We start from the raw sequence: 26,221 nt of genomic DNA on the forward strand, positions 1-26,221 counted from the left end.
TTCTAAATTATACATGCCTGAGGATCTCCACGATTTTGTTTTCTTTAGCAAAAACTTTGATCGTGCCTCAGGCACTTTAGTTCCCTTCTTAAGCGAAGCTCAGGTTACTTAGAAGAAGAAGATATTCCAGTGACGGCTTAAACAGAATTGGGGTTAACTACTATACCCCTATATAGCAGATCTGTACTAAAACAAACCTAGGTGTCTAAGGAGTAGTACTCACCTGTTGATTCTCCTTAGTTGACGATAATAATAAGGCAACCACAATAAATGCTAAAGCTGAGTACATTGGTGCGACGATGTTGAACCCGGCCACAAACCCAAAGACTATTCCTGAAAAACCAGCACTGAAAGCAGCAATTGCAGCTGCCATCCCCATCGTAGCTCCAAAATTTGCGGCGTCGACACACTGTAAAAGTTGTGCGATTAGGCCGCTATAAGCTAATCCAAAACCAATAGCGCCAACAAAGGCAAGTAAATATAGAAAAGCATTTACGCTTGGAGCTAATGACCCAGCTATGCAAATAGTCATTAAGACCAGAGCTAAGGTGATCATACTTTTAGGTCGAATATACTTCATTACAAATCCGATAAGGAAAAGAAAGGCAAAAGCTAGCCCAATACCAATCCATGAAACATAGTTACTAACTTCGTATTGAGAGAATTCAAGTCTTCTGGTTAAACTGAGTCCTATAAACTGAAAAAATGTATTCCAGCCCATTAGCATTAATAGAAGAACAAGAGAAGTATAACGAATCCCAGGAGCTTTTATGGACAACATAATGCTGTTTATAGGATTAGATATTTGAGTTTTGCTCTTATCTATATTAGATGATTTTTTATCTTTAAATACCAATACGAGAATTAGAACATTAATTGCGGATAAAACTGCAACAAAAATGAATGGCGTCATCAAGTTAAAGATAGAGTTGAGTTCTGAGCTGCTTAAGTATCCACCTATTAATGGTCCAGCAACATAACCTAAAGATACAAAGAACATAATGTAACCAATGTATTTTGCTCGATCCTTTTCATTGGTAATGTCAATAATCGCCGCCTGTGCTACAGGAACACTCCCTGAAAAAAAACCACCAATTATTCGTCCAATAATAAATAATATTATACTTTTTAAGGTAAGCGCTAGCGCCAGTAGAATATAACTTAAGAAAAGACCCATTAGACAATAGATGAGGATCTTCTTTCTACCCTGACTATCTGATAGAGCACCTAGTAATGGTGCTCCAAATAACATAGTCATAGAAAAGAGCCCAAGAGAAACTCCATAAATTGCATTACGAAAATGTTCAGAACCGCTGACTATAAGGCCTGATATTGGATCGTGGGTGATTGGTGTAAGCATTGGAATAATAAGGCTTGCTCCCATATTATCAATAAAGATCACCAGATAAATTCCAAATATACTTAACATTCTGATACTGGACATATTACCTCTCAGATTAATAAATTACACATCCATACGTCTAAGATGCATCAATCAAATATAATTTTTTGAAGCACGTGTTAGCGCTTGTACTAAACGTGATTTTGTACGCTATCTAAAAATTCGATAAGCTTTTCATTAAATGATCTACTTGCTGTCAAGGGTATATAATGTCCATGCTCCTCGTAGTATATGGACTTGGAGTGTGGGATTTTTGTGAGCCGTGTAAAAGAAGCATCATCTACTACACAATCATTTTTACCGCGCACCAACAGAGTTTGTGTAGTGATATTTTTTAGATCATCCTCAATATTAAAGCTAGTTAAAGCTTCATAGTAGTGACGCAGTATGTTCATTGGTGCATCTGCGCTGAGGCTGTTGATAATATTATCCGAACCAAATATTACTTCCAAAATATCTTGTTTGTCTCGTAGCTCATCATGTAATCCTATTGTGTTACCAAAAACATTTTCACAGAAAGAGGGTGCCATACTTATAAGAACTAGTGATCGTATGAGCTCAGGATATCGAATTGAAACTAGTGAGGAAATACATCCACCGAATGACCAACCAACTAAATCTACCGACCCCGATTGAAGTTCACTTCGAATAAATTCAGCAATTTCACCAGCCAGATTTTCCCAAGAAAATTTTTCTTCCAAAAATGGGCTGTTTCTATGTCCCGGATATTGAGGTACAAATACCCTTCGGCCTGATTTTATCAAAGCTGGGATCTGTTGTGTCCATGCTTCCATGCTAGTGTTTAGAGGCGGCGCAAGTATGACTGTTTGTCTACCATGACCGTAACTAAGCCATTTAAGAGAAGGTAGATTTGAACCGACCGATGATTGAGAAATTGGGGAAGGGGCAATTAATGGTGAAGAAGATGAGGATGACGTACCTGACGCATGGATATCAATGAGAGCTTCTGCAAGCTCATTAAGGGTATAATAGGAAAACAAATCATGTGCTTTGATAGTAGATTTTCCTTTTTGATACGGAGCAAGGATAGTTAGTGCTGAGAGAGAGTCTAGGCCAAGATTTTCGATGAGGCTCTCACCCTTAATTGAATCTATAGGAAATTCCAATAGATTGGATATCGACTGTTTAAGTTGTGCAAGGATGAGGTCTTTAGATTTAACTGAATCATTTTTCTGTCTGAGTTTCTCAGTAGGATCTAATGTTTCTTCCAACCAATAACGAAGGCCATCAAAGCCATATCCTGTCAGATGTAAAGCAGGATTAATGAGTCCTACTGGTTTCAGCATAGAATTGAGATTGGCGATATCGCCAGTCAACCACAGCGAAGCTAGCATATGCATTTCTTCGCTTAATGTTGTGGTTTGCTGAGAGCTAATTTCTTTTCCATCATTGATTTTAATAGTTAACTCATTCAGTTTTTCCATTAAAACAGTCTTATTTTCAGCCGTTACCACACAATGTATGTCATAGCGTGGACGCCTGAGCAGTAGCTGGCTGAGGCTATAAAGTTCATCCGGAGCGATACTTTCCAAAGTATGCATTAATTGCTGAATATTAACACTTAAGCTGTTTGTATTTTGAGCTGAAAGACAAAAGGCCATCTCCTTATCTGAGTGCTGATGTTGCAAATCTGTGCAATGGTATGAGGGGTATTTTTTCAATACCACGTGACCATTAGCCCCTGTAAAACCAAATGCACTCACTGCGTAATAAGGCTTTTCAGCAGGCCAAGGTAGAGGTTGGGCATTCATACGGAATTTGCCGAAATCTATCATTCGATTCGGTTCAGATATTGCTGGGAAAGGGGCAATGGTCTCATGAAGAAAACTGAGTAATACTTTAATTATCCCAGCTAGTCCCGAGCACACTAGAGTATGACCTATTACTGGTTTTATTGCTCCTAGGAAGCAATCATAATCTTGTTTAAATTCTTTAAATGCTTGCGTGAGGCCACGCATTTCAATTGGATCTCCAAGATGAGTTCCTGTGCCATGAGTTTCCACACATGCGATTTTCTCGATATTAATCGCTGATCGCTGATATATATTGCGGATAAGCATAGCCTGAGATGTGGCATTAGGTGCCATAAGGCCGTTGCTTTTACCGTCATGATTAATTCCTATGGCTGCAATCCCACCATAGATACGTAACCCGCGTGATTTTGCTTCAGCATAACGCATCAAAACTAGTGAGGCACTCCCCTCACCGGGAGTAAATCCGTCAGCTTCTTCACCAAAAGCTGCACATTTACCTTGGCGTGATGACATATTTGCTCTTTGAGCAAATTGAAACAGCTCAGGAGTGCTGAAAACTGCCACAGCACCAACAATTGCAGCATTGCAGTTGCCTGCTTGTATATTAAGGCAGGCTTCATTAATGGCGATTAAAGATGATGAACAGGCAGTGTCTAGGGTTAAGGATGGTCCTTTAAAGTCATAGAAATAAGAGATTCTTCCTGACAATGTAGAAGATGCATTGCCCAAGAAACTGTGCGGACTAAAAGCCATTTCTGGATTGCCAGTTAACAGAAATTTGTAGTCCCCAGGAAGGCTAGTTGTAAACACCCCGCACTTCAATTGCCGCAGATCTTCCAAAGCCAGATAACTATCATCAATAGCGTGCTGGACCGTATGTAGTAATAAACGTTGCTGAGGATCCATACACCGTGCTTCGTACGGTGAAATTTTGAAAAAATTGGCATCAAAATTAGCATAGTCCTCAATGAAGCCACCTATCCAGTTTTCTTCACTCCGCTCCGGCCAACGTTTCGTGGTACGTAAGACGCTTTTTCCCTGCATAATAGTTTGCCAAAAATCATCTAGGTTATCACAACCTGCAAACTTCCCTGCCATACCCACGATTACTACGTCATTATCATTTAACTCTTCTGAGCCACCCTGTTCAGTCAGTATCGCATCAGTTGCAATGTCTTGGTTTGGATTTTCATCTAAAACTTCGACATTATTATTTATCTGTTGATATTTAGTTTCCATGCATGTTCTCCTTGAACTCTTTGTCTGCTTCCTGCTCAAACCAGTATGCGTTAGTATCAAAAACATAGCCTGGCATGTTTAACCTGAGGAATCGTTCTTTTCCAAATAAGATTTTCCAATCAATGACCTTACCTTGATGAAATTCTCTTTGCGTTTGACTCATAAGTTCACACCACTCATAATCCGTATTCTGAGATCCAGCCGAGGGTGTCCAAATATCCTCGGTTTGTTTGCACTTAATAATTGGTATTCTGTCAGTACTTATAATTTGTGCATGCAAGTCTGCTACTGACTCAGCAATCCAACTAGCGCGCCAAGCGTAATTTTCTCGCCCGAGGGCAAGAGTAAACGCAATATCTGCTAATTCGTCTTCACTAGTCTCCAGCCAAACCTTCAACTGGTGACACATCGCTGCCAATGAGACTGCAGACTTCGCACTCATTGTTATCAGCCAGCAAGGCCGACCATTACGCTTAACAAACTTTGGAGTAGTATCCTCAGAGAGCACAACATGGGTATTTGAACCACCAAAGCCAAAGCAACTAATTCCAGCGATACGCTTACCAACAGGGTTCCAAATCTGATTCTCAGTTAACAGATAAAACGGACTGTTACTTAAATCGATAAGTGGATTTTGCTTCTGAAAATTGATATTCGCTGGCAGATAGCGATGTTTGAAACACAAAAGCACTTTAAGGAGTGAGGCGATGCCTGCTGCTGGCTCTAAGTGGCCAATATTGGTTTTAACCGCACCAAGTGCGATATCATTGCCATGTCTTGATGGTGCAATGTCGTTAAATGCTTGTTTCAATGCGTCAATTTCTATCGGATCACCCAGTCGAGTTCCTGTACCATGAGTCTCTATATAACTTACGCACTCTGCTAGCTCTTTGGAGTAAGCTTTGCGAATTAATGATGCCTGTGCCTGTGGGTTTGGGGCAGTTAAAGAATTGGATCGCCCACCATGATTTTCTGAAATAGATTCAATTACACCATAGATACTGTCACCATCTCGCCTAGCTTCTTTCAATCTCTTAATTACCACGCATCCCACGCCTTCTCCTCTGACATAGCCATTAGCACTTTCATCAAAAGTTGCACATCGAAAATTTGGCGAAAGAACTCCCATACTGTTTGCAGCATCACTTATTGCAGAATCAATCAACAAACTAACAGCACCAACGAGGGCTAAACTACATTCGTTATTACGTAATGACATTATCCCGCGATTTATAGCTACTATTGAACTAGAACACGCGGTATCGATCGTCTGGCTGGGACCATTGAAATTGAGAAGATAAGATACTCTGTTGGCTAGCATTGCATGGGCATTACCAGTGGCAGCGTAAGGATGCGAATTTTTCCCTTGGGCCTGTAGGAGTGTCTGATAATCTGTAAATTGGACACCCGCGAATACTCCAACATCCGTAAGACTATTTGGCGCATACCCCGCATCCAGTAGAGCGTTGTAGCTAGTTTGAAGAAACAATCGGTGTTGAGGATCCATCAGCATCGCTTCGCGCGCAGACAGCCCAAAGAAGCGGGCATCAAATTGTTCTATATTATCAATGACTGCTGCGTGATATGAGTGATCATTTGGCTTCCAGCGATTCACCCTATCTACGGCACTTCGATTTTGTCGCAGTAATTCCCAATAAGCTTCTACGTTCGTCGCTCCAGGCATAATGCCGCTTATGCCGATAATCGCAAACCCCTCTTCTGCTGGATTATTAATTTGATGGAGACTAAGAGGTTTTTCTTCATAAGTTGATATTGGTAGAGTTGTCTCTGCTGTAATTAACCCTGCTCCTTGTTGAGCAAGAAATTCAGCCATAGTGGCGATACTACCGTAATTGAACATTGCATTAGGTGGTACTGGGATGCCGAACTGTTTGCTAATCCTTTGCGCCATGATTTGGAGCATCACAGAGTTCATACCAAGATCTCCCCAGCTTTTTTGCAGACTAATATCTTCTTGCTCAAGCTGTGTTAGCTCTTGTGTAAGAGCAATTAATTCAATACGGAGTTCTTCGATTGATATGGTTTTTCCATCGGTTCTTTTATGGCTGCTATTTGATGTCCTTGGAACATTTTTTGATTCGGGACGGGTAAAGCGCGAAATAATAACGTCATCTTTTCCAAGCAAGCCGATCATCTGTGAGCAATTTTCAGGTATTCCATTTATCCAATTGTCAAACATTTCTGCGCCCTGATTAGATGACAAAGGACGCAGCCCGAACTCATGGTAGAGATAGTCTGCTAATGCCCGATACTGTTCACGCGGATTAGCATCTTCCTCAAGGTCTAACCACAGCGGCCAGTTGATTGATAACGTGTGCCCACTACGAATCCCCTCACTGACTTTTTTATTTCTCTGTACAGAAAATTCATCAAGAAAACGGTTAGCCGCAACATAATCGCATTGTCCGGCATTACCCATTACGCTTGATATAGAAGAGAACAGACAGAAGAAATCTAAATCCAAATCTGCAGTACAGCGATCCAGTTCACGAGTGCCCTGCACTTTTACGGCCATTACAGACTCAAAATCAGCTAGAGATTTATTTTGAACAAGTGAATCTTTGATAATCCCTGCAGACTGGATAACTCCGTTCAGTTTATTAAAACGAAAAATTATTTTATCAAGCACGTGCTCCATTTCCGTACGGCTGGTAATGTCTGATCGCATATAAACTATTTCGCCAGCATTTAATTTGTTATTGCCGCTAAATTGTTTTAACCAGGCCTGATCATGTTCCGAAGGTGTTGAGCGTCCAATAAGCACTACTTTTGCTTGATAATGTTCATAAAGTCGTTGCGCAATAGCTTTGCCAATCATACCAAGACCGCCGGCAATAAGATAAACCCCTTCTTTTTTCAGACGTACTTTCGATTCGAGCTTCAATGGAGAAAGATCACGTTGCCAAAGTTGTTTATTTTGCCATTTTAATTCAATGCCGTGCTTACTAGCTAAGCTAATTGCTTGTGTAACTAAGGAGGAATTAGATGTTTTTGTTAAGTCCAGCGGGCTAACACTCCAAGTTTGCGCGAAAGTGATAAAGTCATTTTCAAGTGCAAGTGTTCGAAAAACTCCAGCCATTGCAATATCTTCAGCTGCTTGCAGGCAATCGTTGAGGCAAAGTAGATTACATTTCAAAGATTGAGACTGGATCGCTTTTGCTAAAGCTAATGCTCCAAGATAAGTCCAATGAACATTAAAATTGACCCAATGAATTTGAGCAAGGTTCAGCTTTTGGGATAGATAACTTAGGGCTTGGTCAAAGTCCTCCTTTACATCGGTACGTAGGATAATTTTTTCTCCGGTGATCGTTAACTTATCTCCATGTGTTACGTGCAACACTTTCATGCCATCAATATATATCGGTAGTTTTTGCTGAGGAGAAGTCATCACTACGATCCACTCAGTTGAATTTTTCCATGAAGTGATGCCTGCGAGTCGCCAAACAGGCTCAAGCAGTACTGGAGATGTTACTTTAGTAAGCAAGTCTTCATTGCGTATGAGGCCACTACCTGCTGAATCAGAGGGAATAAAAGCATTAGTTTGAAATCCCTCAGCCTGATAGATTTTTTTTGCAAAAGGATATGGCGGTAATCGTAGGCGTTTTTTGAATGGAAACAGATCATTAAAATTGACGGTTTTCCCCTGCATGTAGGATAAGGCATTGTGATGGTAGCCAGATATGCTGCGTAAATCTGGTGTTCCATTATCATACAATGAAGCAATCAGTTGCTCTTTGTTGCGAATTACCCAACAAATGCGTTCTGAGTGATGCTGTTTTGTGCAACACAACGAATAACTAAGAGCATAAAGGTCGATATCTTCTTTTTCAGAAAGATAGTCTCTCATTTGCTTAATCACTCGTTTCAATCCGCTCTTGTTAGGAGCTGATAAGGGGATAAGGTACTCATCCTGTTCAGGAGAGCATATAGGCTCATTGTGCGCAATATATTGCTGTAAAATCACATGTCCATTGGTTCCTCCGGCTCCAAAAGAGCTTATACCGGCAAAGCGAGTTTCAGAAGAAGCTAATGGCCATGACTGACTTTTCTTCACAAGCTTAAATCGGGTTTGATCAATATTTAAATGGGGGTTCTCAATAGCACAATGTAATGTGGGTACAAGCTGTTGGTGGTGTAATTGAAGGACTACCTTAAATAAGCTTGCCATGCCTGCGGCGGACTCCAAGTGACCTATATTGCTTTTCACTGAGCCAAGATAGCAGACATCTTCGTTTATTGAGTTATACGCCTTTTGAAGCGCTTCAAGCTCAATAGGATCACCAAGGCTAGTTCCTGTTCCATGAGCCTCAATATAATTGATATCGCTAGGGTCTACTTCAGCTTTATCAAGAGCTGCACGAATGACCTGATACTGAGAGTGTGCAGAGGGAACCGTGAATCCGCTGGTTTTTCCTCCAGAATTTACGGCCGTTGCACGTACTACGGCGTAAATTACGTCGTTATCGGCTATGGCAGCTGCTAGCGGTTTCAATACTACAGCTGCGACACCTTCACCGGGCACATAACCATCAGCTTCAATCCCAAAAGCATGACAGTGGCCAGTGGGACTAAGGAATTTTCCTTCAGCTAATAATCTGTATTTTCCTGGATGTGTCATGATATTGCTTCCGCCTGCCAAGGCTACTTTGCATTCACCGAGTTGCAGGCTGTTGCATGCCATATGTAATGCACTCAGAGAACCAGAGCACATTGTATCAAGCGTAAGGCTGGGGCCATGCAAATCGAAAGAATAGGATACGCGATTAGCAATGGATGCAAATGAGCTGCTTATTACCCGTTCTTTAGACGACAAGTCTTGATAATGACCAAACATAGCTGCCGAAAATACCCCTACTTCTCGAATTGGGTTGATAAAGTAACCTGCATCCTCCAGTGCATGATAGCTAGCCTGTAAAAATCGTCGTTCTTGGGGGTCCATTAGCTGTGCATCTGAAGGGGTAATATTGAAAAATACTGGGTCAAATTCCCACGCATCTGAAATGAATCCGCCATGGCGACCATATGTTTTACCTGCTGTAAGTTTGGGATTGTAGTCAGTTCGCCAGTTCCAGCGGTGGTCTGGGATAACTGTTACCGAGTCTTCTCCATTTAAGAGCGATTGCCAAAATGTTTCCAGGCTGTTACCACCAGGAAACTCTCCCGCTAGGCCAATAATGGCTATATCGTTTTCCCTCCAGTTTCCTGGAAGAGGACCCAAGGGTTCAGTTTTGCTAGGTTTAACTTTGAGGATATTAACTTCTGAAGTATCCTTGGATAGGATTTGTTCCTGAAGTGTAGAAGTGTTTTTTTTCTGAGCATCTGCTCTTAACAAAGCTTGAAGTAAAGGCTCTGCACATTCAAGCATATGTTTTGTCAACTGCGTTATGGTCGGGCATTCAAATAAAATTGCACGACTAATTTTAATATCTCCGATGGTTTCCAACTGCGTAATGATATCAGTGCTGATTTGAATGCTACTGACGCTGTCCAAGCCTTTATTGAGTAAGTTGTCATCAGGATTGATAATTTTCAAGCCGCTATGTCGAAGGATAATTTCGCTCAGCCAGCGGCAAGTAAGTGTCTCCAAAGTTTCTTTATCGAAAATCTCGGTCGACATGGTTGAACTATTTTCCTGTTCAACCGTTAAGGCCATCGAAGTACTTCTACTAATTAGTGCGTCAATCTCTGCTAAATGCCCTTCGAAAATAATTTGATGGCGTTGATTGTTCTCAAGTGCTTTAAACATTTGCTGGCAAGCTATATTAGGTTCTAAGGGTTCTAAGCCAGAGGTTTGATGTTCCATCTGCATACCCTGTGATTGCCACAATCCCCAAGAAAAGCTGAATCCACCAGGAATCTGCTGAGTTACCCTTTCAACAAACTCGTTAGCAGCTGCATAAGCTGATTGGCCTATATTGCCAATTGTCGCGGTCAGAGAACTAAAGTTAACAGTGAATTCAGGCCTAATATTGAGGGGAAGTGATGCAAGATTTAATACAACGTCTGCTTTAGCGCATAATACTTTTTCCAGTCTATCCTCAGTAAGATTGAAAAACAGGCAGTCATCTAGCACTCCTGCAAGATTGAATATTGCTTTAATTGAACCAGCATTTTCGCTTATATGATTACAAACGGCCCCTAGAGCTTGGGGATCAGTGGCATCGACCTTAAAGTAGTTTTTTACCCCGCATTCTTTTAGCTTGTCTAAGCATTCTCTATCAGGGGTTTTGCGTCCAAGGACAAAGACGTTTAGTAATTGATCTTGTACTTGATCACGTAAAAATGTACACAATTCAATCCCAATACCTCCAGCACCGCCTATGACAATAACATTATCTCCCGCTTGTAATACAGGCCTAGATGTAGATTGAAATGCTTCGGGGGCTAGTTTCCATTGCGAAAGCTGAGAGCCGTTATAATACAATCGCGCTCCGGGACGAGATAATGAATTCTTAATCCATGAATTTAACTCAATAGCTGAAGGTTCTGCGATCTCAGTACAGGTAAAAGAAATAAGTGGCGCCTCTAGACTTACTGAGCGTGCTAATCCGCTGAAAATAGATGCAAGTACATCTTCAGAACTATGGAAACACAGTAGATGGATGGGGCGTTTCTGAGAAATGCACCATTGCAAGAGAGCGAGACTTAACCAGCTGAAGCTTCGCCATGTATATTGACTGAGTTTAGAAACAGGCTGTGGCTTCATAGTAACAATTATAATATCGCAGTCTGTTCCACTCTTATTGAGCGAAGAAATGAAATCGTTTTTCTCGGAGTTGTCAGTCCTTAATACAACTATACCCTTTTGCAATGCTTCTGCTTCTATAATATCCCAATCAGTAATTATTAGCACACGTTGTTCTTTTATATCTTCTGCCGATAATGGCAGAGTCTTTGCTAATTCCCAATGTAATATTTCCATTACAAAATCACCGTGATATTCCTTACAAGTTTTAGGCTTAGCCTATTTCTATATTTCATCGTCGGCAGATAACATGTGGAATAATTCCTGATGAAGACTGCACATTGAATGAAATCAAATTTTAAATGCCTGAATAAATGTTTATTAACGAATATAACGTCCATCCAGATATTTCATCGCCAGATCCAGATAACCAGGGTATTCGGAGTGGCGAATTAATTCAAAGAAAAACATCTCGCGAGTTATTAGATGGATACCATGTAGCTGAAGGCGATCCAATGCAACTTTGTGATCAATTTTTGAACGTGATGAACATGTATCTGCTAGCACAAATACTTGTTTACCTATGGCATTTAAATGTAGTGCAGATTGCAGCAAACAGACATGAGTTTCAGCACCGGCTAAAACGTATTGTTCTCGGTTATTTTTTTCTATTTCACTGATTAATATAGGCTCCTTAAGGAAATCGAAATGAGTTTTTTCTATGATTTTAGCTTTTTGTGCGAGGTTTTTTAATGATTCACTTAACTTACCCAATTTTTTATGTTCAACAAGGGTGGTGGGTAGTTGTAGGTCGCTGCACATGTCTGCTAGCCATCGGCAATCGTTTAATAACTGCGAGCCATTTTTCAGCATTGGGATTAATTCCATCTGCATATTGAAAATAACTACTGATGTTTTTTCTTTATTTAACAGCATTTATTTAGTTCCTTAGACAATGAGATCTTTTATAAAGCGATGTGATTGTTCTTTATGTAAAGAAAGCGCTTTTGCAATCTGGAAACCAGCATTTCCTATCCAAGATGCAAATCTTTCCCGAGGGTGATATACTCCCATAATCTCTTTAATCACCTTAAATTGGATCAATGCAAGGGTATTGTCCTTCCATGGATAAGCTTCTCCAATTCTATCTGCAATTACCATCGCTGATACAATCGCGCCCTCATGACCAGTCAGGCCAATATCCATTCCGCAAAACCAAATGTTATTTTTGCCCTGAATTTCCCGTATGCGGGTTTTACGGTAGAAATCAATTGGCCTAAGCTTAGGAAGTTTCCAAGTTTTGATATCAGAAATAAGATCAGCAGAAATATCACTTTTGGGATCAAAACTGACAAGCAATGGTTGCTCGACGTCATGATAATGGGGAAGGATATTATTAACACGAGTTAAACTGCCAAATTTGGGGTTAGGAACATTTGATGGATCTGAGGCAGGCATAATGAACTGGCAGTAACAGTTGTTGCTACGCTTACTCATCCAGCGGCTATCGTGATGGCAATAGCTTTTGACTGGTACATATTCGAAATCACCCAGAATTTTTCTGTATATTTTTTCATCGGTTTCAAGCAGTGAAAGAGTAATATCTGCATGGGTAGCAAAAACAACTTGCTCAAATTTTTGCTTCTGCTCACCAAATTCGATAATCACCCCATCTTCGACAGGCGTAACTCGGGTAACCGGCGTGTTAAGTTTAACGCGCTCACCTAGTTGTTCTCGAATTTTTGCTATATAGCCATTAATGCCTCCTTTTGCTTTCCGCCAATAGCCTGGCGAAAAAAAAGACAACAAATTCATATTGAAGGAGATAGCTACGTACATTAGAGTGTAATCCAAAGAAGGGGCATTACAGCCTGAGTACACCGTCATCATTGGTAATAATGCCTGCTCACGAAATGACTCTGAGTAACCTCTTTCATTTAGAAACTCTCCAATACTCATTTTTTTATAACGTGTTTTACCTGAGCTGAGTACGTTAGCCATATCAGAATGAAACCGGTCAAATTCAGTGCGCAATTCAATATTGATGCCACCGCCATCGAGCAAGTTATTCCAAAAATGCCCTCCATCTTTAAAATCAACCTGCATGCTGAGTGGGGCAACATAACTACTAATGTCTAATTCAGCCAACAGTGCACACAAATTGGGAGACAGGCGTTCGTTAAAATATTCCACTCCCATATCTATATGCCTAATGCCTTGATTTGTTGTTACAGGATGGCTGTATGCATGTCCCCCCAGATAATCATTGGCTTCAAATAGAGTGATGTCATGACAGCGGTTTAATAGCCACGCTGCTACCGTTCCTGCTCCACCACCACCAATTACTGCAATTTTACCATGTTTCATTTTCTCTCCTTTTTCAGTAATCTTTCTGAGCTGAGTTAGCTGCATTGAAGATCTTTGAATGAATACCTGTTAGTACCTTCCCTGGACCAATCTCACGAAATTCAGCCTGAGGAAAGTCATTAATGAGTCGTTGGATGGTATGGAACCAGCGCACTGGCTTTACCAATTGAAATCCCATTTCCTCGAGCAGAAAATCAGTAGTAAGTGTTTCACCACTAGTACTGGAAATAACAATTTTTTGGGGAGGAGATAGCGGTTGTGTCATGAGAAAATCCATAAAAGACAACCGACTAGATTCCATATATCGTGAGTGAAAGGCTCCGCTGACTGGAAGCAAGATACAGCGAAATCCTTCCTTTTCCAGAAGTGGTAGCAGAAACGTCATACGCTCTTCTTTACCACTTAGCACTACCTGATCAGGAGAGTTGTGGTTGGCGACATCTATATCAAAAAAATTATGATGGATCAGTTTTCCCGGAAGTGTTTCGAGGTTATTTCCTAGCACAACCATCATTCCACCACCAACGACTGACTGCATTAACTCTCCCCGTTTAGCTACAATGTGCAAACCAGTGATTAAGTCAAATACCCCTGCTGCGAACAAAGCTGGGTACAATCCTAAGCTATGTCCGACAAATACATTATGCCGATCGCCTTCGCGCTCTAGCAGCTCTAAGTACATAAGGCAGCAGACAAAATACAGTGCGGGTTGAGTAAAAGCAGTCTGGTTTAGCTGCCCTTTCGGATCCTCAAGGCATAAACGGCTTATTGAATATCCCAGTGTATCATCTGCTCTGCTGCAAAGATTTTTATGCTTAGCAAAGAGTGTTTTTCCCATTCCCAATTGTTGAGAGCCCTGACCGGGAAACATGATTATTTCCATAATTCGTATCATCCTATCAATTAATGATTTTGGTTTTAGCTAATATTGAAAACCTCAAAATTATCCTCAGCTTCTGACGATTGTAGGAACTTTGAAGATGTCTTCTCAACTTCAGGTTGTATGACTACCGATACCAGTTCCTCAAGTTTTATAAGCAGTTGATGGTTTTGATCTGTAAACCAAAAATCAAAAATCCGTGCTTGAGGCGAAGCGCTGCCTTCTCTTTCAAAGCAGTAGCAATAAATGGCTTCGTTATTAGGAATGCGATGTACAAACATGTTGCTCATTTGCCAAGGAACGAAGGTTTGAGCGTTATCCTCTGTTTTGGGTTTTGGCATCAGAATGGCAAGTTGTAGACCGGCGTCTAGGAGCGCAGGAGAGACCAAATGTCCCCAGTCGCGATCGACATGTAAGGAAGCACGTATCATACTTTGTTTCACCTGAGCCCATTGAATGCCTTGAAGTGATTGGTCATAGCAGTATCCACGTTGGTTGAAGTCGTCATAAATTTGTTGGCGGGATAAACGGAGACTATCGCCAAAGGCTGTAATGTCAGGAAGTTTTGAGTCTATTATTTTTGCCGTATCACCTAGTATCTGTTCTGCACTTGAAAAAATTTGTTTATCTTCCTGACTAACTAGTCTAAATATCCCTTTGTCTTCCTCTAATCGTATTAACTTTGGTGAGTGGATTTTTTTCTTCCAAACAATGTTATTGAAAATATTACCAGCGCCTTTTTCACAAAGTTCTGAAAGGAACCAAGCTGCAGGGGCCATGTTTTTTCCATGAATCATATGAGCCGCGGTTAGACTATCTAATCCATTGAATTTTGACTCAAGTGAGTTAATCCAGTGACGATGACGAATGAAGACATATTCAGGAAGTTGGATAAATTTACGATGTTGGTAATAGTCTGACCATGGTAATTTGGCGCCTGACAGATAAAGTGAGGCAATTTCAGCTACATTATCCACAGTAAGTCTTTTTGGAAGCTTCTCTTGACTAAAAAATTTGAGCTTATTGAACTTGGAAGGCTGCTGCAAATCACATGAAAGCTGTTCAATTAATTCCTGCTGACTCTGGCAAACAAAAATCTGGCGATGTTTTTCATGATCGCGGGTACACGCGAGGGTATAAGCCAGCTCAGCTAGTGAAGTTTGGTTTTTCCGTAACCAATTGAGAAGGCCATCAATGGTAAGCTGTAATCCAGCACTGCTGTGATGTGAAATCGGAATGACGTAAATTCTGTCGTCTTTCACATCCAATGTTGGGATTGCCGCATTAAGAGGATTTGCTACCCCCTGTAGAATAATATGCGCATTGCTCCCTCCTGCACCAAATGAGCTAACTGCAGAGTAGAGAGGTAAAGAGGAATCCCAAGATTGAAGCTTACGATTTAATGAGAATGGTGAATTCTCGAAGTCTAAATGTGGGTTGAGCTGTTCTGCATTAAGTGAAGGAACAAATTCTCTGTTCCACATTTGTAGAACCGCCTTTACTACTCCACTGAGACCAGCTGCAGATTCAAGATGTCCTATATTAGACTTTATTGAACCCAATCGAATACTTTGGCGCGCTGCCTTTTCATACCCATTGCTCAACGCCCGTAGTTCAATTGGATCGCCCAATTCAGTTCCGGTTCCGTGGGCTTCTACATAGCTGATGTCTGTGGGAGAAACCTTCGCAGCCTTAAGGGCTTTATGAATCAAGGCTGTTTGTGCTTCAGGATTTGGAGCTGTATAGCCATTAGAGCGTCCACCCGCATTTATAGCTGATCCTTTGACGATTGCATAAATCCTGTCATTATCTGCAAACGCATCTTCTGCTCGTTTTAACATCAAACAAATCACGCCTTCCCCATCTACAAAACCATCAGCCTTTGCGCCAAAAGGCTTGCACTGTTCACTAGGTGATAACATATGCAAACCACAAAGTTGTTCGAAATGTCTAGGGTGAGTGATTAAGTTAACACCGCCAACTACAGCCTGCTGACAATCGCCATTTCTTAAGGCCTGACAAGCTAAATGAATAGCCGTCAAAGAAGCTGAACAAGCAGTATCAATGGCCATACTTGGTCCTCGCCAATCAAAATGGTAAGATGCGCGATTTGCTATTGACCAAAACAGAGATGTCGGATGATTCACGCTTTCATCTACTGGTGTATGCCAAGCGTAATCACCGTTCATTACCCCAACATAAATTCCTGTTTCAGAACCAGCCAGTTGATTTCGTGTATAACCAGAATCCAATATCACGCGATAGACTTGTTCCAGCATAATTCTTTCTTGCGGATCTATTCTTGCGGACTCTTTAGGTGTGAGATGAAAGAATTCATGGTCAAAGGCATCAGGGTTAGCAATAAAAGCACCTTGAGTAGTGTAGCTTCCTCGGCCATTGAGTGGTGTATTAGTAAGGTACTTTTCTACATCCCAGCGCTCAGTAGGAATGGTTGAAGTACAGTCTCGTCCCTGACGCAGATTCATCCATAGTTCTGAGATATTTTCAGATTGAGGTAATCTACCTGACATACCTATGATGGCAATATCATCAGGCAGGAAGGTTTTTCCACCATCTGTAACGCCTAAGTGCATTCCCCTGTTTGATGTGGGAGTTGATTGTCTATACTCTTTATCAAGCGATTTTGTACTAGTTCCAATTTTTGTGCTGGCACTAAGATGTTCCGAAAGCTGCCGCAGAGTTGGATATTCAAACAATATAGTGGCGGGTAGATGACCAAAAACATTTTTCAATGGGCGTATTAGTTCTAGAGAAATAATCGAATCTACACCGTATTCTTGGAATGGAGTATCAAGCTCTATATCAGCCATCTCCATCATCATTGTGTCAGCGATAATTTTCGCTACTTGAGCAGTTACATCCTTATTCAGGGAACCTTCCACAGCTAGTTCAATGCCTTCCTTATGAAATGCATCCAAGGGGAACTTAGCTTCTTGGAAGGTAGCATTCTGAACGATTGATTTCTTTAACGTAGCGCCTTGAATTTGCAAGTGCTCAGCTAGTTGACGAACTGTCGGATATTCGAATAACACAGTGGCGGAGACATAGCTTACTATTTCTCTAATGGGCTTAAGTAACTCCATCGAAATTAGTGAGTCAATACCCATTTCATTAAATGGGATATTCTCTTCAATTTCGTTTTCCTCAAAATGAAGTACATCGGCAATGACTTGGCGTAAAAAAGCTTTTAACTCTACTTGAGAAGAATGTCCAAGGTCATTAACTTGTTTGTTTTTTACTACCTGATGTGAAAAACCTACAATAACCTGTTGCTCTTCACTACCATGAGATCCCACCTCACTAAATCCAGACTGTAACATCAACTGGCGCCAACTATCGGAAGATAGAAGTGGACTGTTAGGAATTCGGTAAGTATCTTTACTCAACCACCAACCATCAGTCAATCCAAATGTTAAAGTAGCGTAATCTTGACATGATGTAATCTCGTTAAGTATGAATATACCCTCTTTACCAAGCAATTGCCGCACATTACTTAAAGTTTGAGGTAGGTTAGCAGTGGCGTGGATCACATTGGTCGCAATCACGATATCGAACGGCTTCTCGAATTTCGGTGACTTTTCGATATTGTAAATTTGATAATCAATATACGGATAATCAACGAATCGTTGACGAGCTTTATTCAGAAAAGAAAATGACAGATCGGTAAATGTATACGAGACATTATCTTTAGTTAGTTTTGGTAAGACAAACTGTGTAGTGCTACCTGTACCTGCACCAATTTCAATAATTCTAATGGGGCGGTTTTTGTGCATCTGCTGAAAATTACTAACGATTTGCGCGACTATTCCGTTGTAATAATCTGCAATAGGGTTATCTCGATAGACAGGTTCGACAAGTTCAAAACTGCCTTCAGGGAATAGAATGCTGAGAGGATCTATTTTACCCTGAAGAATGGAAGGTAAATGATCTAAGCAATGGTCTAACAGTTTAATATGGCCTGCTAATTCTGGATATTTGTTTAATAATGCTTCTTTACCTAGGCTATGACCAGAAGGTATAGCGCGAATAGCTTGGACTAGCTTTTCGAATTTAGCTAAAGTCACATTCGGTTGGGTAATATGTCCTAACCGCCAGCGGGCGTACTCTTGAAGACTCTCTGATATTTCCCTATTATGCTCCACCTCTTTATGAGTAGAGTTAAATGGGGGAATTATTTCTTCCATAGAATCATTCTGTGCTCTCGATATAGATAAATCTTGGGGCTTGTTATTGCAATGTGGTTTGATATTCATTCTTTTCAATGCTGAATTTTCCGCTTTTATAACGGTTATTTGCCTTAAAGGTGAAGCCAGAAAACGTTCAATAATAGCCAGTCCTTCGTCAGCTTCAATTGAGCCAATTTTTAGCTTTCTCATTCGCTCACGGTAATGGTCATTGGCCACTACTCCAATCGAGCCCCAATAACCCCAATTAATGACTTTACTATTTATCGCTAATGCATTGTGCATGAGATCAGCGAAAGCATCTTTAGCAACACAGGCTGCTGTATAGTTAGCTTGCCCTGGATTAGCAATCCAAGACTGAATTGATGAGAAGAACAGGCAAAAATCCAGAGCCCTCCCTTTTAAAGCGCTAACTAAGTTATAGCAACCATGCAATTTAGGCCTTAGAACCCGGAATAATGTCTCCTCGCTCATTGTAGTTAAAGATGCATCCTCTAGAACAAGTGCTGAATGAACTACGCCTTGGATTAGAGGGTAATTGTCGACTAAAGTTTGTAGGCCCTCACGATCTGTCAGGTCTACCTGATGGTAATCAACACTTTCTGCACCGGCTTGACGTAGGCGCACCATCAGTTCCCAATTCTCTTCTCGACGTCCAATTATAACTAAATGGGCTTGGTAGTATTTAGCAAGATGCTCCGATAACATTGCGCCAAGGCCTCCTGTTCCTCCAACTATCAAATATGTTCCTTGAGTCTTGAACAGAGACTTAGATGGCCAAACCTCGAGCTTAGCTGGTAACATGTCTGCTAATGCATAATTGCTCTCAGCGATACATATAGGTTTGTCATATACCTCTGGTAGAGAAATACCAAGTAATTTTTGTAGACTATCAGCTGAAAGTTTTTTAATAGAAAAACAGCGCACCTTCCATTCAGGACGTTCCTTAATTAACGTTTGGGCAAGACCAATATAAACACCATCAACTGGGTGAGTCACACTATCAAAAAGATGGCTCGAAACTGCCTTATCAGTAAAGATATCTAATGAGATGGTAACAACATCATGCAATGACTTTATTAAATTAAAAAACGCACATATGTCCTCGTCTGGAACCTCACTTTGCCAAGGAGTACGTGAAATAAAAACTAACCTTGTGTTTGCATTTTTTTCTAGTTTCCTTATCACTCTTTCAATCCCTTTCGGGCTAAGAATAAGCACTTCTTCGGGTGCAAATACAGTGACAATTTCCTGCACAAGTTTCTTTTGAGAAGGAGGAATTAGTAGTAGTCTCTCCCCTTTATCCTCTGGCTGTTTCCCAAGAGGATAAATAGTCCAATTAGGTGAAAAGACTATTGAGTCAATATCTGTTTGAGAAAGTCCAGTAAAGTCCATAGCGTTTGGGTTCCTTTATTTTAGGTTTGAGGGTTTTACTCCCAGTTCAAAAACTGATAACACTGGGTTAAATTTTTCAGTGAAAATAGTGATGTTGGTACGAAATGGTGATAACTTTTCGGTCAGAACGAATGCATGCTGCTGCGCATTGAGAGGTAATGTTTTATGAAGGATAAGATATCCTAGCGAATACGGCATTAGGCTGTCATTATGCTCACCTAATGAAATTGCCATTCCGGATTGAAAGGCACAGTCCATCAAACTGCTCCAGCCCATGAGTATACCGTCATCGCTGCTTAACCAAGACATTGAAGTTTTTGTGTTACGCTGGACATAGTTAATGCGCCTAAAGTATTTTCCATAAACAATCCCCATGCGCGTAAATGCCTGATAGATCTCATGATGTGAAAATTGATTGTTTTTGTGGGGAATTAGCCGATCACGTACCGTTAATTGTACAGTAGGGTGTTCGATGCCTTCAGCATTATCAAAACATATGCAGCCAAAACCACATGTGACTTCACCATGATTAATTCGAAATACTAAACGCAATTTTGTTTCCAGCGAAAAAAGTACTTGAATTTTAGCTTCCTTTCCCTCACAAATTATTGGACGTAGCCAAGCTACTTCTTCTATTTTACAGGGTGTATGATTTGGAAATAATTTAGCTGCGCCTATCAGTGCTAACTCAAGAAACACTACTCCTGGTAAAACTTGCCGCCCTCGAACTTGGTGATCGGTGAAATACACATGTTTACAGCTGATTGTAACGAGATAACCGTTATTATCTGGTAAGGCTTGCCATAAAGTGTCTTCACGGAAAAATTTTGTCATTTTAACTTACCCTTGCTTAGTTCTATACCTATCTATACTCAAATTTTCGGATGAAGATTTCGAGAACCAGTATGGTCGCTCATCGAAACAATAAGTGGTAAGAGGTATTTTCCTCGGCGCACAATCGGCATATAAATTTTGCCAGTTGATTCTGGCACCCTCTAAATAGGATCTTTTAATATTGCTTAATATTTCAGAACTTTCGAGGGAGTAAGACGATGAGTATTCTTCTAACATGCTGTTGTTTCTAGATATTTTCACGCACTGATAGGGACTGCGAAGATTTTCCAGTAGATCATCAATGTTTGTTACCAGCCATATTTGCCGGTATTCAAAATGATCACGCCCACAGGAGAGAGTAAAAGCAAGGTCAAGCATTTTTTCTGAGCAGTAATAATCTTGGTGATGCTGCTCAAGTAATGATGCTAAGGAAGATATGTTATTACTCAATGCCTTCTCTGAGCGGGCAGAAATTGGGATCAGAAACGCTTTTATCTGCGAATTTTCACGTTCAGGCCTAGGAGAGGGAGCAGATAAAACTACGTGCGCATTTGATCCACCGAAGCCAAATGAGCTGATGCCTGCGGTAAGCGGTGTGCTTGCACGCCATTCAATTGTTTTTGTAAGCACGCGAAATGACGATGAGTCAAGGTCAATATCAGGATTTAAATGTTCAAAATGGAGATTTGCCGGAAGGGATTTTTGTTCAAAAGCTTTTACAATTTTTGCGATTGAAGCGACTCCGGCCGCCGGTTCTAAATGACCAATATTTGACTTCACTGCGCCCAACCATACTGGCTGAGTTTTTTTTTGATTTACAAGATGTTGCCAAGCGCGTTGGAGAGCGGCAATTTCTATCGGATCTCCAAGTTTGGTACCGGTGCCATGAGTTTCAATAAAACTAACTCGTTGTGCAAGTTCTGGGGTATAAGCATCCAAAAGCAATCGATATTGCGCATCAGGATTCGGAGCAGTGAGGGAACTTGCTTTGCCGCCGTGGTTTTCGGCTACACTTTCGATAACAGCATGAATATGATCTCCATCAGCTAGAGCATCAGTTAAGCGTTTTACTAGGAAGCAGCCATAACCTTCGCCTCTGACATAGCCATTGGCTTTTTCGTCAAAAGTAGCACAGCGATAATCGGGAGACATGAAGCGCCCCGCATTCAGTCCCTCATTAATTTGTGCGTCCAGAATCAAATTGATTCCCCCTACTAGGGCAAAATCACAAATTCCCATACGCAAATCACGAGCCGCTTTAACAAGCGCCGTAAGTACTCCAGAGCAAGCTGTATCTATTACAAAGGAAGGACCATTCCAGTCAAAGTGAGATGAAAGTCTATTTGCTAACATACTAAGCGAGTGCCCTGACAATGAATGAGGTGTTTGGTTTTCTCCTACCCTAGCTTGTAACAAGGCATAATCCAGCCCTGTTGCTGCGATATAACAGCCTGTACAGCTTCCTGCTAACGTTGACGGAGCATAACCTGAATTTTCCAACGTTCGCCAACTAGCTTGTAAGAGTAGCCGCTGTCTAGGGTCCATTCGGGTTGCTTCAAGCGGAGAGATTGAGAAAAAGCGCGCATCGAATCCCGCAATATCCGGTAGAAATCCAGCATAAGCTCCTTCCAAATTTCTAATGGCTGGTGCGGAGGATATACAGTTCTTTTGTTCGATTAACGTCTGCCAGAATCTTTCAACATCGTGTCCTCCCGGCATAGTGACAGACATGCCAACAATTGCTAGCGGCTGTTCCTTTGTGTCTTCAGTGTGACTATTTATTTCGGTCACATTATTAGTGCTATCTGTCGAGTCGGAGTATCCCGATATCCGGCGCTCTATAACCGAAGCGATTTCATTAATTGAACCATACTGATAGAATTCGTAACTAAGGAACTTAATACCAAAAATTTTATCTATTTCAGAAGATAATATATTAAAACTAATTGAATTCATTCCCAGCCATCCCAAAGACTGGTCAAAATCAGAGACATTTACCTCTAATTTTTCTTTAATCATTACTTGTAGAGAGCGTTGAATGTTTTGTGACGTATGATTAAATAATTTTGCAGGTTTTGATGCGCCAAATCGTGGCTCTATCAGAGGCAGTTTATCGAACAATGCTTCACTCAAACTTTTCACGTCAGCTTTGCCGTTGGGGGTCAGCGGTATTTTCTTAAGGCGTCGTACTACTCTTGGTACCATATAGTAGGGCAGATGCTGCTTGCACCAGGATAGAGTCTCTGTCTCATCAAAATCACATTCCGGTGGTAACCATATAAAACTAGATAGGTTTGGTTCTGGATGTTTTCGCACAACTGTGAAAACAGTGGCTTCAGGAATAAATGCCTTAATACAATGACTGGTTTCAGAAGTATCAATACGATATCCATTGATTTTATGTTGATTATCGTGACGTCCAACATAAGAAATCTCATTAAAAGATAAGTACCTAACTATATCACCGGTTCTATATGCCTTAGATCCATCGTCGAGAGTGATAAACACCTGTTCTGTAGCACTATTTATATAACCACTACCTACACATGAACCCGAGATTACAAGTTCACCTTTCATGCCTGGCGCTACTGATTTTCCATTATTATCAATGATATAAAAATCACAATTTGGTAAAGGCCGACCAAGATAAATATTATCTGTGTCGGTAACTTGATAAATACTTGCCCAAATAGTTGCTTCAGTTGGGCCATACATGTTGTACAGCAACCCTGCCTCGCGAAGAAGGTACTGTGCTACATCTTTTTCCAGTTGTTCTCCTCCACTTAATGCAGTAAAAGGCTGCTTCGCAGACCAACCTGACTGTTGTAAGATTCGCCAACTTGATGCTGTAGCTTGAACTAGGTCTACCTTATTACTATTTATTGCATCACCAAGTAAAGATGCGCTGATACGTGTATCATCAGAAACGATGAAAATTTTTCCTCCGCACATTAACGGAAGTAGCAACTCTAATATTGAAATGTCAAAGCTAATCGGAGTTAACGCTAATAAACGTTCACCTGGGCGTATGCCTGGTGATATTTCCATTGCCGCCAAGAAATTTGCCAAGTTACGATAACTAATAGCTACTCCCTTCGGCTGACCGGTAGATCCCGATGTGAACATTATATAAGCCGTTCTATCTGTTTTTCGCACACGGTTCTTTATGGTTAGCAAGTTTCCACCGAATTCGTAGCCGGATTTTATTATCTGATTCACATCGACTAAATAGGCGTAAGGAAAAAGCTCCTTTGCTCGTGACTTTGTTCCTTGGTCAACAATGAAGATATTTGCTTCAGAAGCTTCAGCGATGTATTTCAGTCTTTCATCAGGTAGTAAAGGATCCATCGGCACAAAAGGGCATTCAAGGGCTATAGCTCCTAGGTAGGCAATAGGAAGCAGTATAGAACGCCCGAGAAAAACACCTATTGAGTTGATACTGGAAAATTCTGGTAAAGTTGCAATAGCCTCGCTAACGGCGTTTACTAACCGGGATGACTGACTATATGAAAGGGAGGCATTTTCATCTTTGATAGCTTCTTCATCGGCATAACGTTGGGTCACTAGGGTAAACTTTTGAAGGATATTTATATCTGGTAGAGAGTTTTTTTTTGTACCATATATTGCGGGCGTTAAGGACCGGCTCAGATCAAGTTCATCTAACCGAATATTAGGATTACTGGCTATGAATGAGGAGATCAGGACAAAATTCTCTGCCAGTGCTGAAAGTGTTTCATGCGACATATAGCGTGATGAGGAATCAAATGAAAGATACAGATTTGAACCATCACAGCTGTAATTAAGTACTAAATCACTAGTCCCAGAGGTAGCTGGTTTACTAAGCCACGATATATCTATACCGTCTAATTGTGGCAATTGGTAGGGAACAAGGCCTTCTGAGCAGTTGATAATGACATTAAACAGACGACCGCCATGATTAGCTTTAGCATCTGCCATTTCGATTAATTGTAAGGTTGGTACATTCTGGTATGGAATTACTTGTTCTCTGGCTCTAACTACCTCTTTCATTAAGTTAGATGCTGGTTGGTGGATATCTACATTCAGAAAAAGTGGAATGATGTTTGTATAGCAACAATAAGCTTCACCGGCAGGGCGACTATTGACAGTATGAGAAAGTACTACACGTTCTTTTCCTTTATCTTGTTGCTCACTATAGCGAGATATAAGCGCGGCCATGGTGGCAATAACGAATTGGAAAATTGTTACACCAAATTCTCTGGTAGTCTTATGAATAGCTCTGAAAGACGTAGTTTGAATAGTTTTCTTAACAGTAAGACTAATCCCATTTTTTTTAGGGGTCTTAAAGCAGAAAGGTAGTGGTTGATATAATCGTGAACCCTTTAAAACCATCTTCCAATATTCTAGCTCACTAGGTATAGGTTCAACGGATTTTAATGCTAGAGGGGGGAATTCATCTATAATTGCATCTTGATTGAACTCTTTTTTCCAAACTCTAGCTAAGTTCTCTATGAAGGGTTTATAGCAAGTTCCATCAAAGACTAAATGGCTGAATTGAAGCCTAAGTTTCGATGATTTATAATCATCTGAAAATAAGGTGAATCTAAAAAGCTTACCATTTAATTCAGGGGTAAATGGTTCTTGATTATCGAAGGCTTCTTCGCTAATTACTTTATTAAGAATGGTTTCAGGACGTCCGCAATTTATGATACCTATTTCTTTATCTCTTTTTGTAATATTAAAACATAAAGAGTTGAAGTCCTTTAATATAACCATTTCTAGTGATTCTTCCAGTTTTTTTTTATCAAAAAAACCTTTTAATTCATATGTATAACTTAAAACGCCAGTCTGCTCATCAAGAGTGTTATTAGATATGAAAAGCTGGAGTTCTTCGTATTTTGTAAGTTTTCTAAATTTCATGAGTGATATTTCAGATCATACTTGCCATAAGAGGTTAACATAGATTCAAATATATATATAATCGACAAAAAATAATATCAAAAAATAATATATGGTGATGTGTGATCTGTATTGTATCTAAAGATTTGTCTTACCGACTTGATGATGGTGTTGAAATAATTTCAAAACTAAATTTAATTTTGAATAATAACGTTACAGGATTAATAGGTCGTAATGGGGTGGGTAAATCATTACTCGCAGCTTTGTTTGCACAAGATATACTTTCCTCATCAGGAGATATTACACACTTTTATAAAGTTGGAAGCCTCCATCAAATAGGTGCCGAAAAGTCAAGTTTTGGGCAGCTTACTATTTCTGAATTCCTCGGGGTGTCAGAAGTATTATTAGCGCTAACTAAATAACTTTTCATAATTAACCTGAGCTTCGCTTAAGAAGGGAACTAAAGTGCCTGAGGCACGATCAAAGTTTTTGCTAAAGAAAACAAAATCGTGGAGATCCTCAGGCATGTATAATTTAGAA

Annotated in this window: 10 protein-coding genes; 1 reads left to right on the forward strand and 9 read right to left on the reverse strand. The window is 40.5% G+C overall.

What is annotated here, in order from left to right:
* Positions 1-205 precede the first annotated feature (205 nt).
* From AACS92_RS15715 to AACS92_RS15755, 9 genes are all read right to left on the reverse strand, one after another.
* Entirely contained in the window at positions 206-1,444 is a 1,239-nt protein-coding gene (locus AACS92_RS15715; protein WP_099111717.1) for an MFS transporter, read from the reverse strand.
* A gap of 89 nt (positions 1,445-1,533) precedes the next feature.
* The gene (locus AACS92_RS15720) at positions 1,534-4,416 is read right to left on the reverse strand and encodes an alpha/beta fold hydrolase (RefSeq protein WP_193757001.1); all 2,883 of its coding nucleotides are present in this window, start codon (positions 4,414-4,416) and stop codon (positions 1,534-1,536) included.
* Positions 4,406-11,359, reverse strand: coding sequence for an SDR family NAD(P)-dependent oxidoreductase (locus tag AACS92_RS15725; protein WP_099111719.1), 6,954 nt, complete (start codon positions 11,357-11,359; stop codon positions 4,406-4,408). Before AACS92_RS15725 ends, AACS92_RS15720 begins: the two co-directional genes overlap by 11 nt.
* Before the next feature lie 144 nt (positions 11,360-11,503).
* Entirely contained in the window at positions 11,504-12,058 is a 555-nt protein-coding gene (locus AACS92_RS15730) for an isochorismatase family protein (protein ID WP_099111720.1), read from the reverse strand.
* 12 nt (positions 12,059-12,070) lie between these two features.
* Complete coding sequence (locus AACS92_RS15735; RefSeq protein ID WP_099111721.1) at positions 12,071-13,489, reverse strand: FAD-dependent oxidoreductase; 1,419 nt, start codon at positions 13,487-13,489, stop codon at positions 12,071-12,073.
* Between the two features lie 13 nt (positions 13,490-13,502).
* Positions 13,503-14,372, reverse strand: a complete 870-nt coding sequence (locus tag AACS92_RS15740; protein ID WP_099111722.1) for an acyltransferase domain-containing protein — start codon at positions 14,370-14,372, stop codon at positions 13,503-13,505.
* Between the two features lie 35 nt (positions 14,373-14,407).
* Positions 14,408-19,969: an SDR family NAD(P)-dependent oxidoreductase gene (locus tag AACS92_RS15745; RefSeq protein ID WP_099111723.1), complete on the reverse strand. Its 5,562-nt coding sequence runs from the start codon at positions 19,967-19,969 to the stop codon at positions 14,408-14,410.
* 15 nt (positions 19,970-19,984) lie between these two features.
* Complete coding sequence (locus AACS92_RS15750; RefSeq protein ID WP_099111724.1) at positions 19,985-20,803, reverse strand: polyketide synthase dehydratase domain-containing protein; 819 nt, start codon at positions 20,801-20,803, stop codon at positions 19,985-19,987.
* 6 nt (positions 20,804-20,809) lie between these two features.
* Positions 20,810-25,702 (reverse strand): beta-ketoacyl synthase N-terminal-like domain-containing protein, encoded by a 4,893-nt coding sequence (locus tag AACS92_RS15755; RefSeq protein ID WP_099111725.1) that lies wholly within the window; start codon positions 25,700-25,702, stop codon positions 20,810-20,812.
* A gap of 101 nt (positions 25,703-25,803) precedes the next feature.
* Here AACS92_RS15755 and AACS92_RS15760 point away from each other — a divergent pair, with 101 nt between their 5' ends.
* Positions 25,804-26,103 carry an ATP-binding cassette domain-containing protein gene (locus AACS92_RS15760; RefSeq protein WP_099111726.1) on the forward strand — a complete coding sequence of 100 codons (300 nt, stop codon included), beginning with the start codon at positions 25,804-25,806 and terminating at the stop codon, positions 26,101-26,103.
* Positions 26,104-26,221 lie beyond the last annotated feature (118 nt).

The organism is Xenorhabdus sp. KJ12.1 (genome assembly GCF_963876495.1).
GTDB lineage: Bacteria > Pseudomonadota > Gammaproteobacteria > Enterobacterales > Enterobacteriaceae > Xenorhabdus > Xenorhabdus stockiae.

Bases quoted from the DNA above. Each gene is read 5' to 3' on its own strand.
- AACS92_RS15740 (WP_099111722.1), bottom strand. From the start codon at position 14,372: ATGGAAATAATCATGTTTCCCGGTCAGGGCTCTCAACAATTGGGAATG.
- AACS92_RS15750 (WP_099111724.1), bottom strand. From the start codon at position 20,803: ATGACAAAATTTTTCCGTGAAGACACTTTATGGCAAGCCTTACCAGAT.
- AACS92_RS15735 (WP_099111721.1), bottom strand. From the start codon at position 13,489: ATGAAACATGGTAAAATTGCAGTAATTGGTGGTGGTGGAGCAGGAACG.
- AACS92_RS15730 (WP_099111720.1), bottom strand. From the start codon at position 12,058: ATGCTGTTAAATAAAGAAAAAACATCAGTAGTTATTTTCAATATGCAG.
- AACS92_RS15715 (WP_099111717.1), bottom strand. From the start codon at position 1,444: ATGTCCAGTATCAGAATGTTAAGTATATTTGGAATTTATCTGGTGATC.
- AACS92_RS15755 (WP_099111725.1), bottom strand. From the start codon at position 25,702: ATGAAATTTAGAAAACTTACAAAATACGAAGAACTCCAGCTTTTCATA.
- AACS92_RS15745 (WP_099111723.1), bottom strand. From the start codon at position 19,969: ATGGACTTTACTGGACTTTCTCAAACAGATATTGACTCAATAGTCTTT.
- AACS92_RS15720 (WP_193757001.1), bottom strand. From the start codon at position 4,416: ATGGAAACTAAATATCAACAGATAAATAATAATGTCGAAGTTTTAGAT.
- AACS92_RS15725 (WP_099111719.1), bottom strand. From the start codon at position 11,359: ATGGAAATATTACATTGGGAATTAGCAAAGACTCTGCCATTATCGGCA.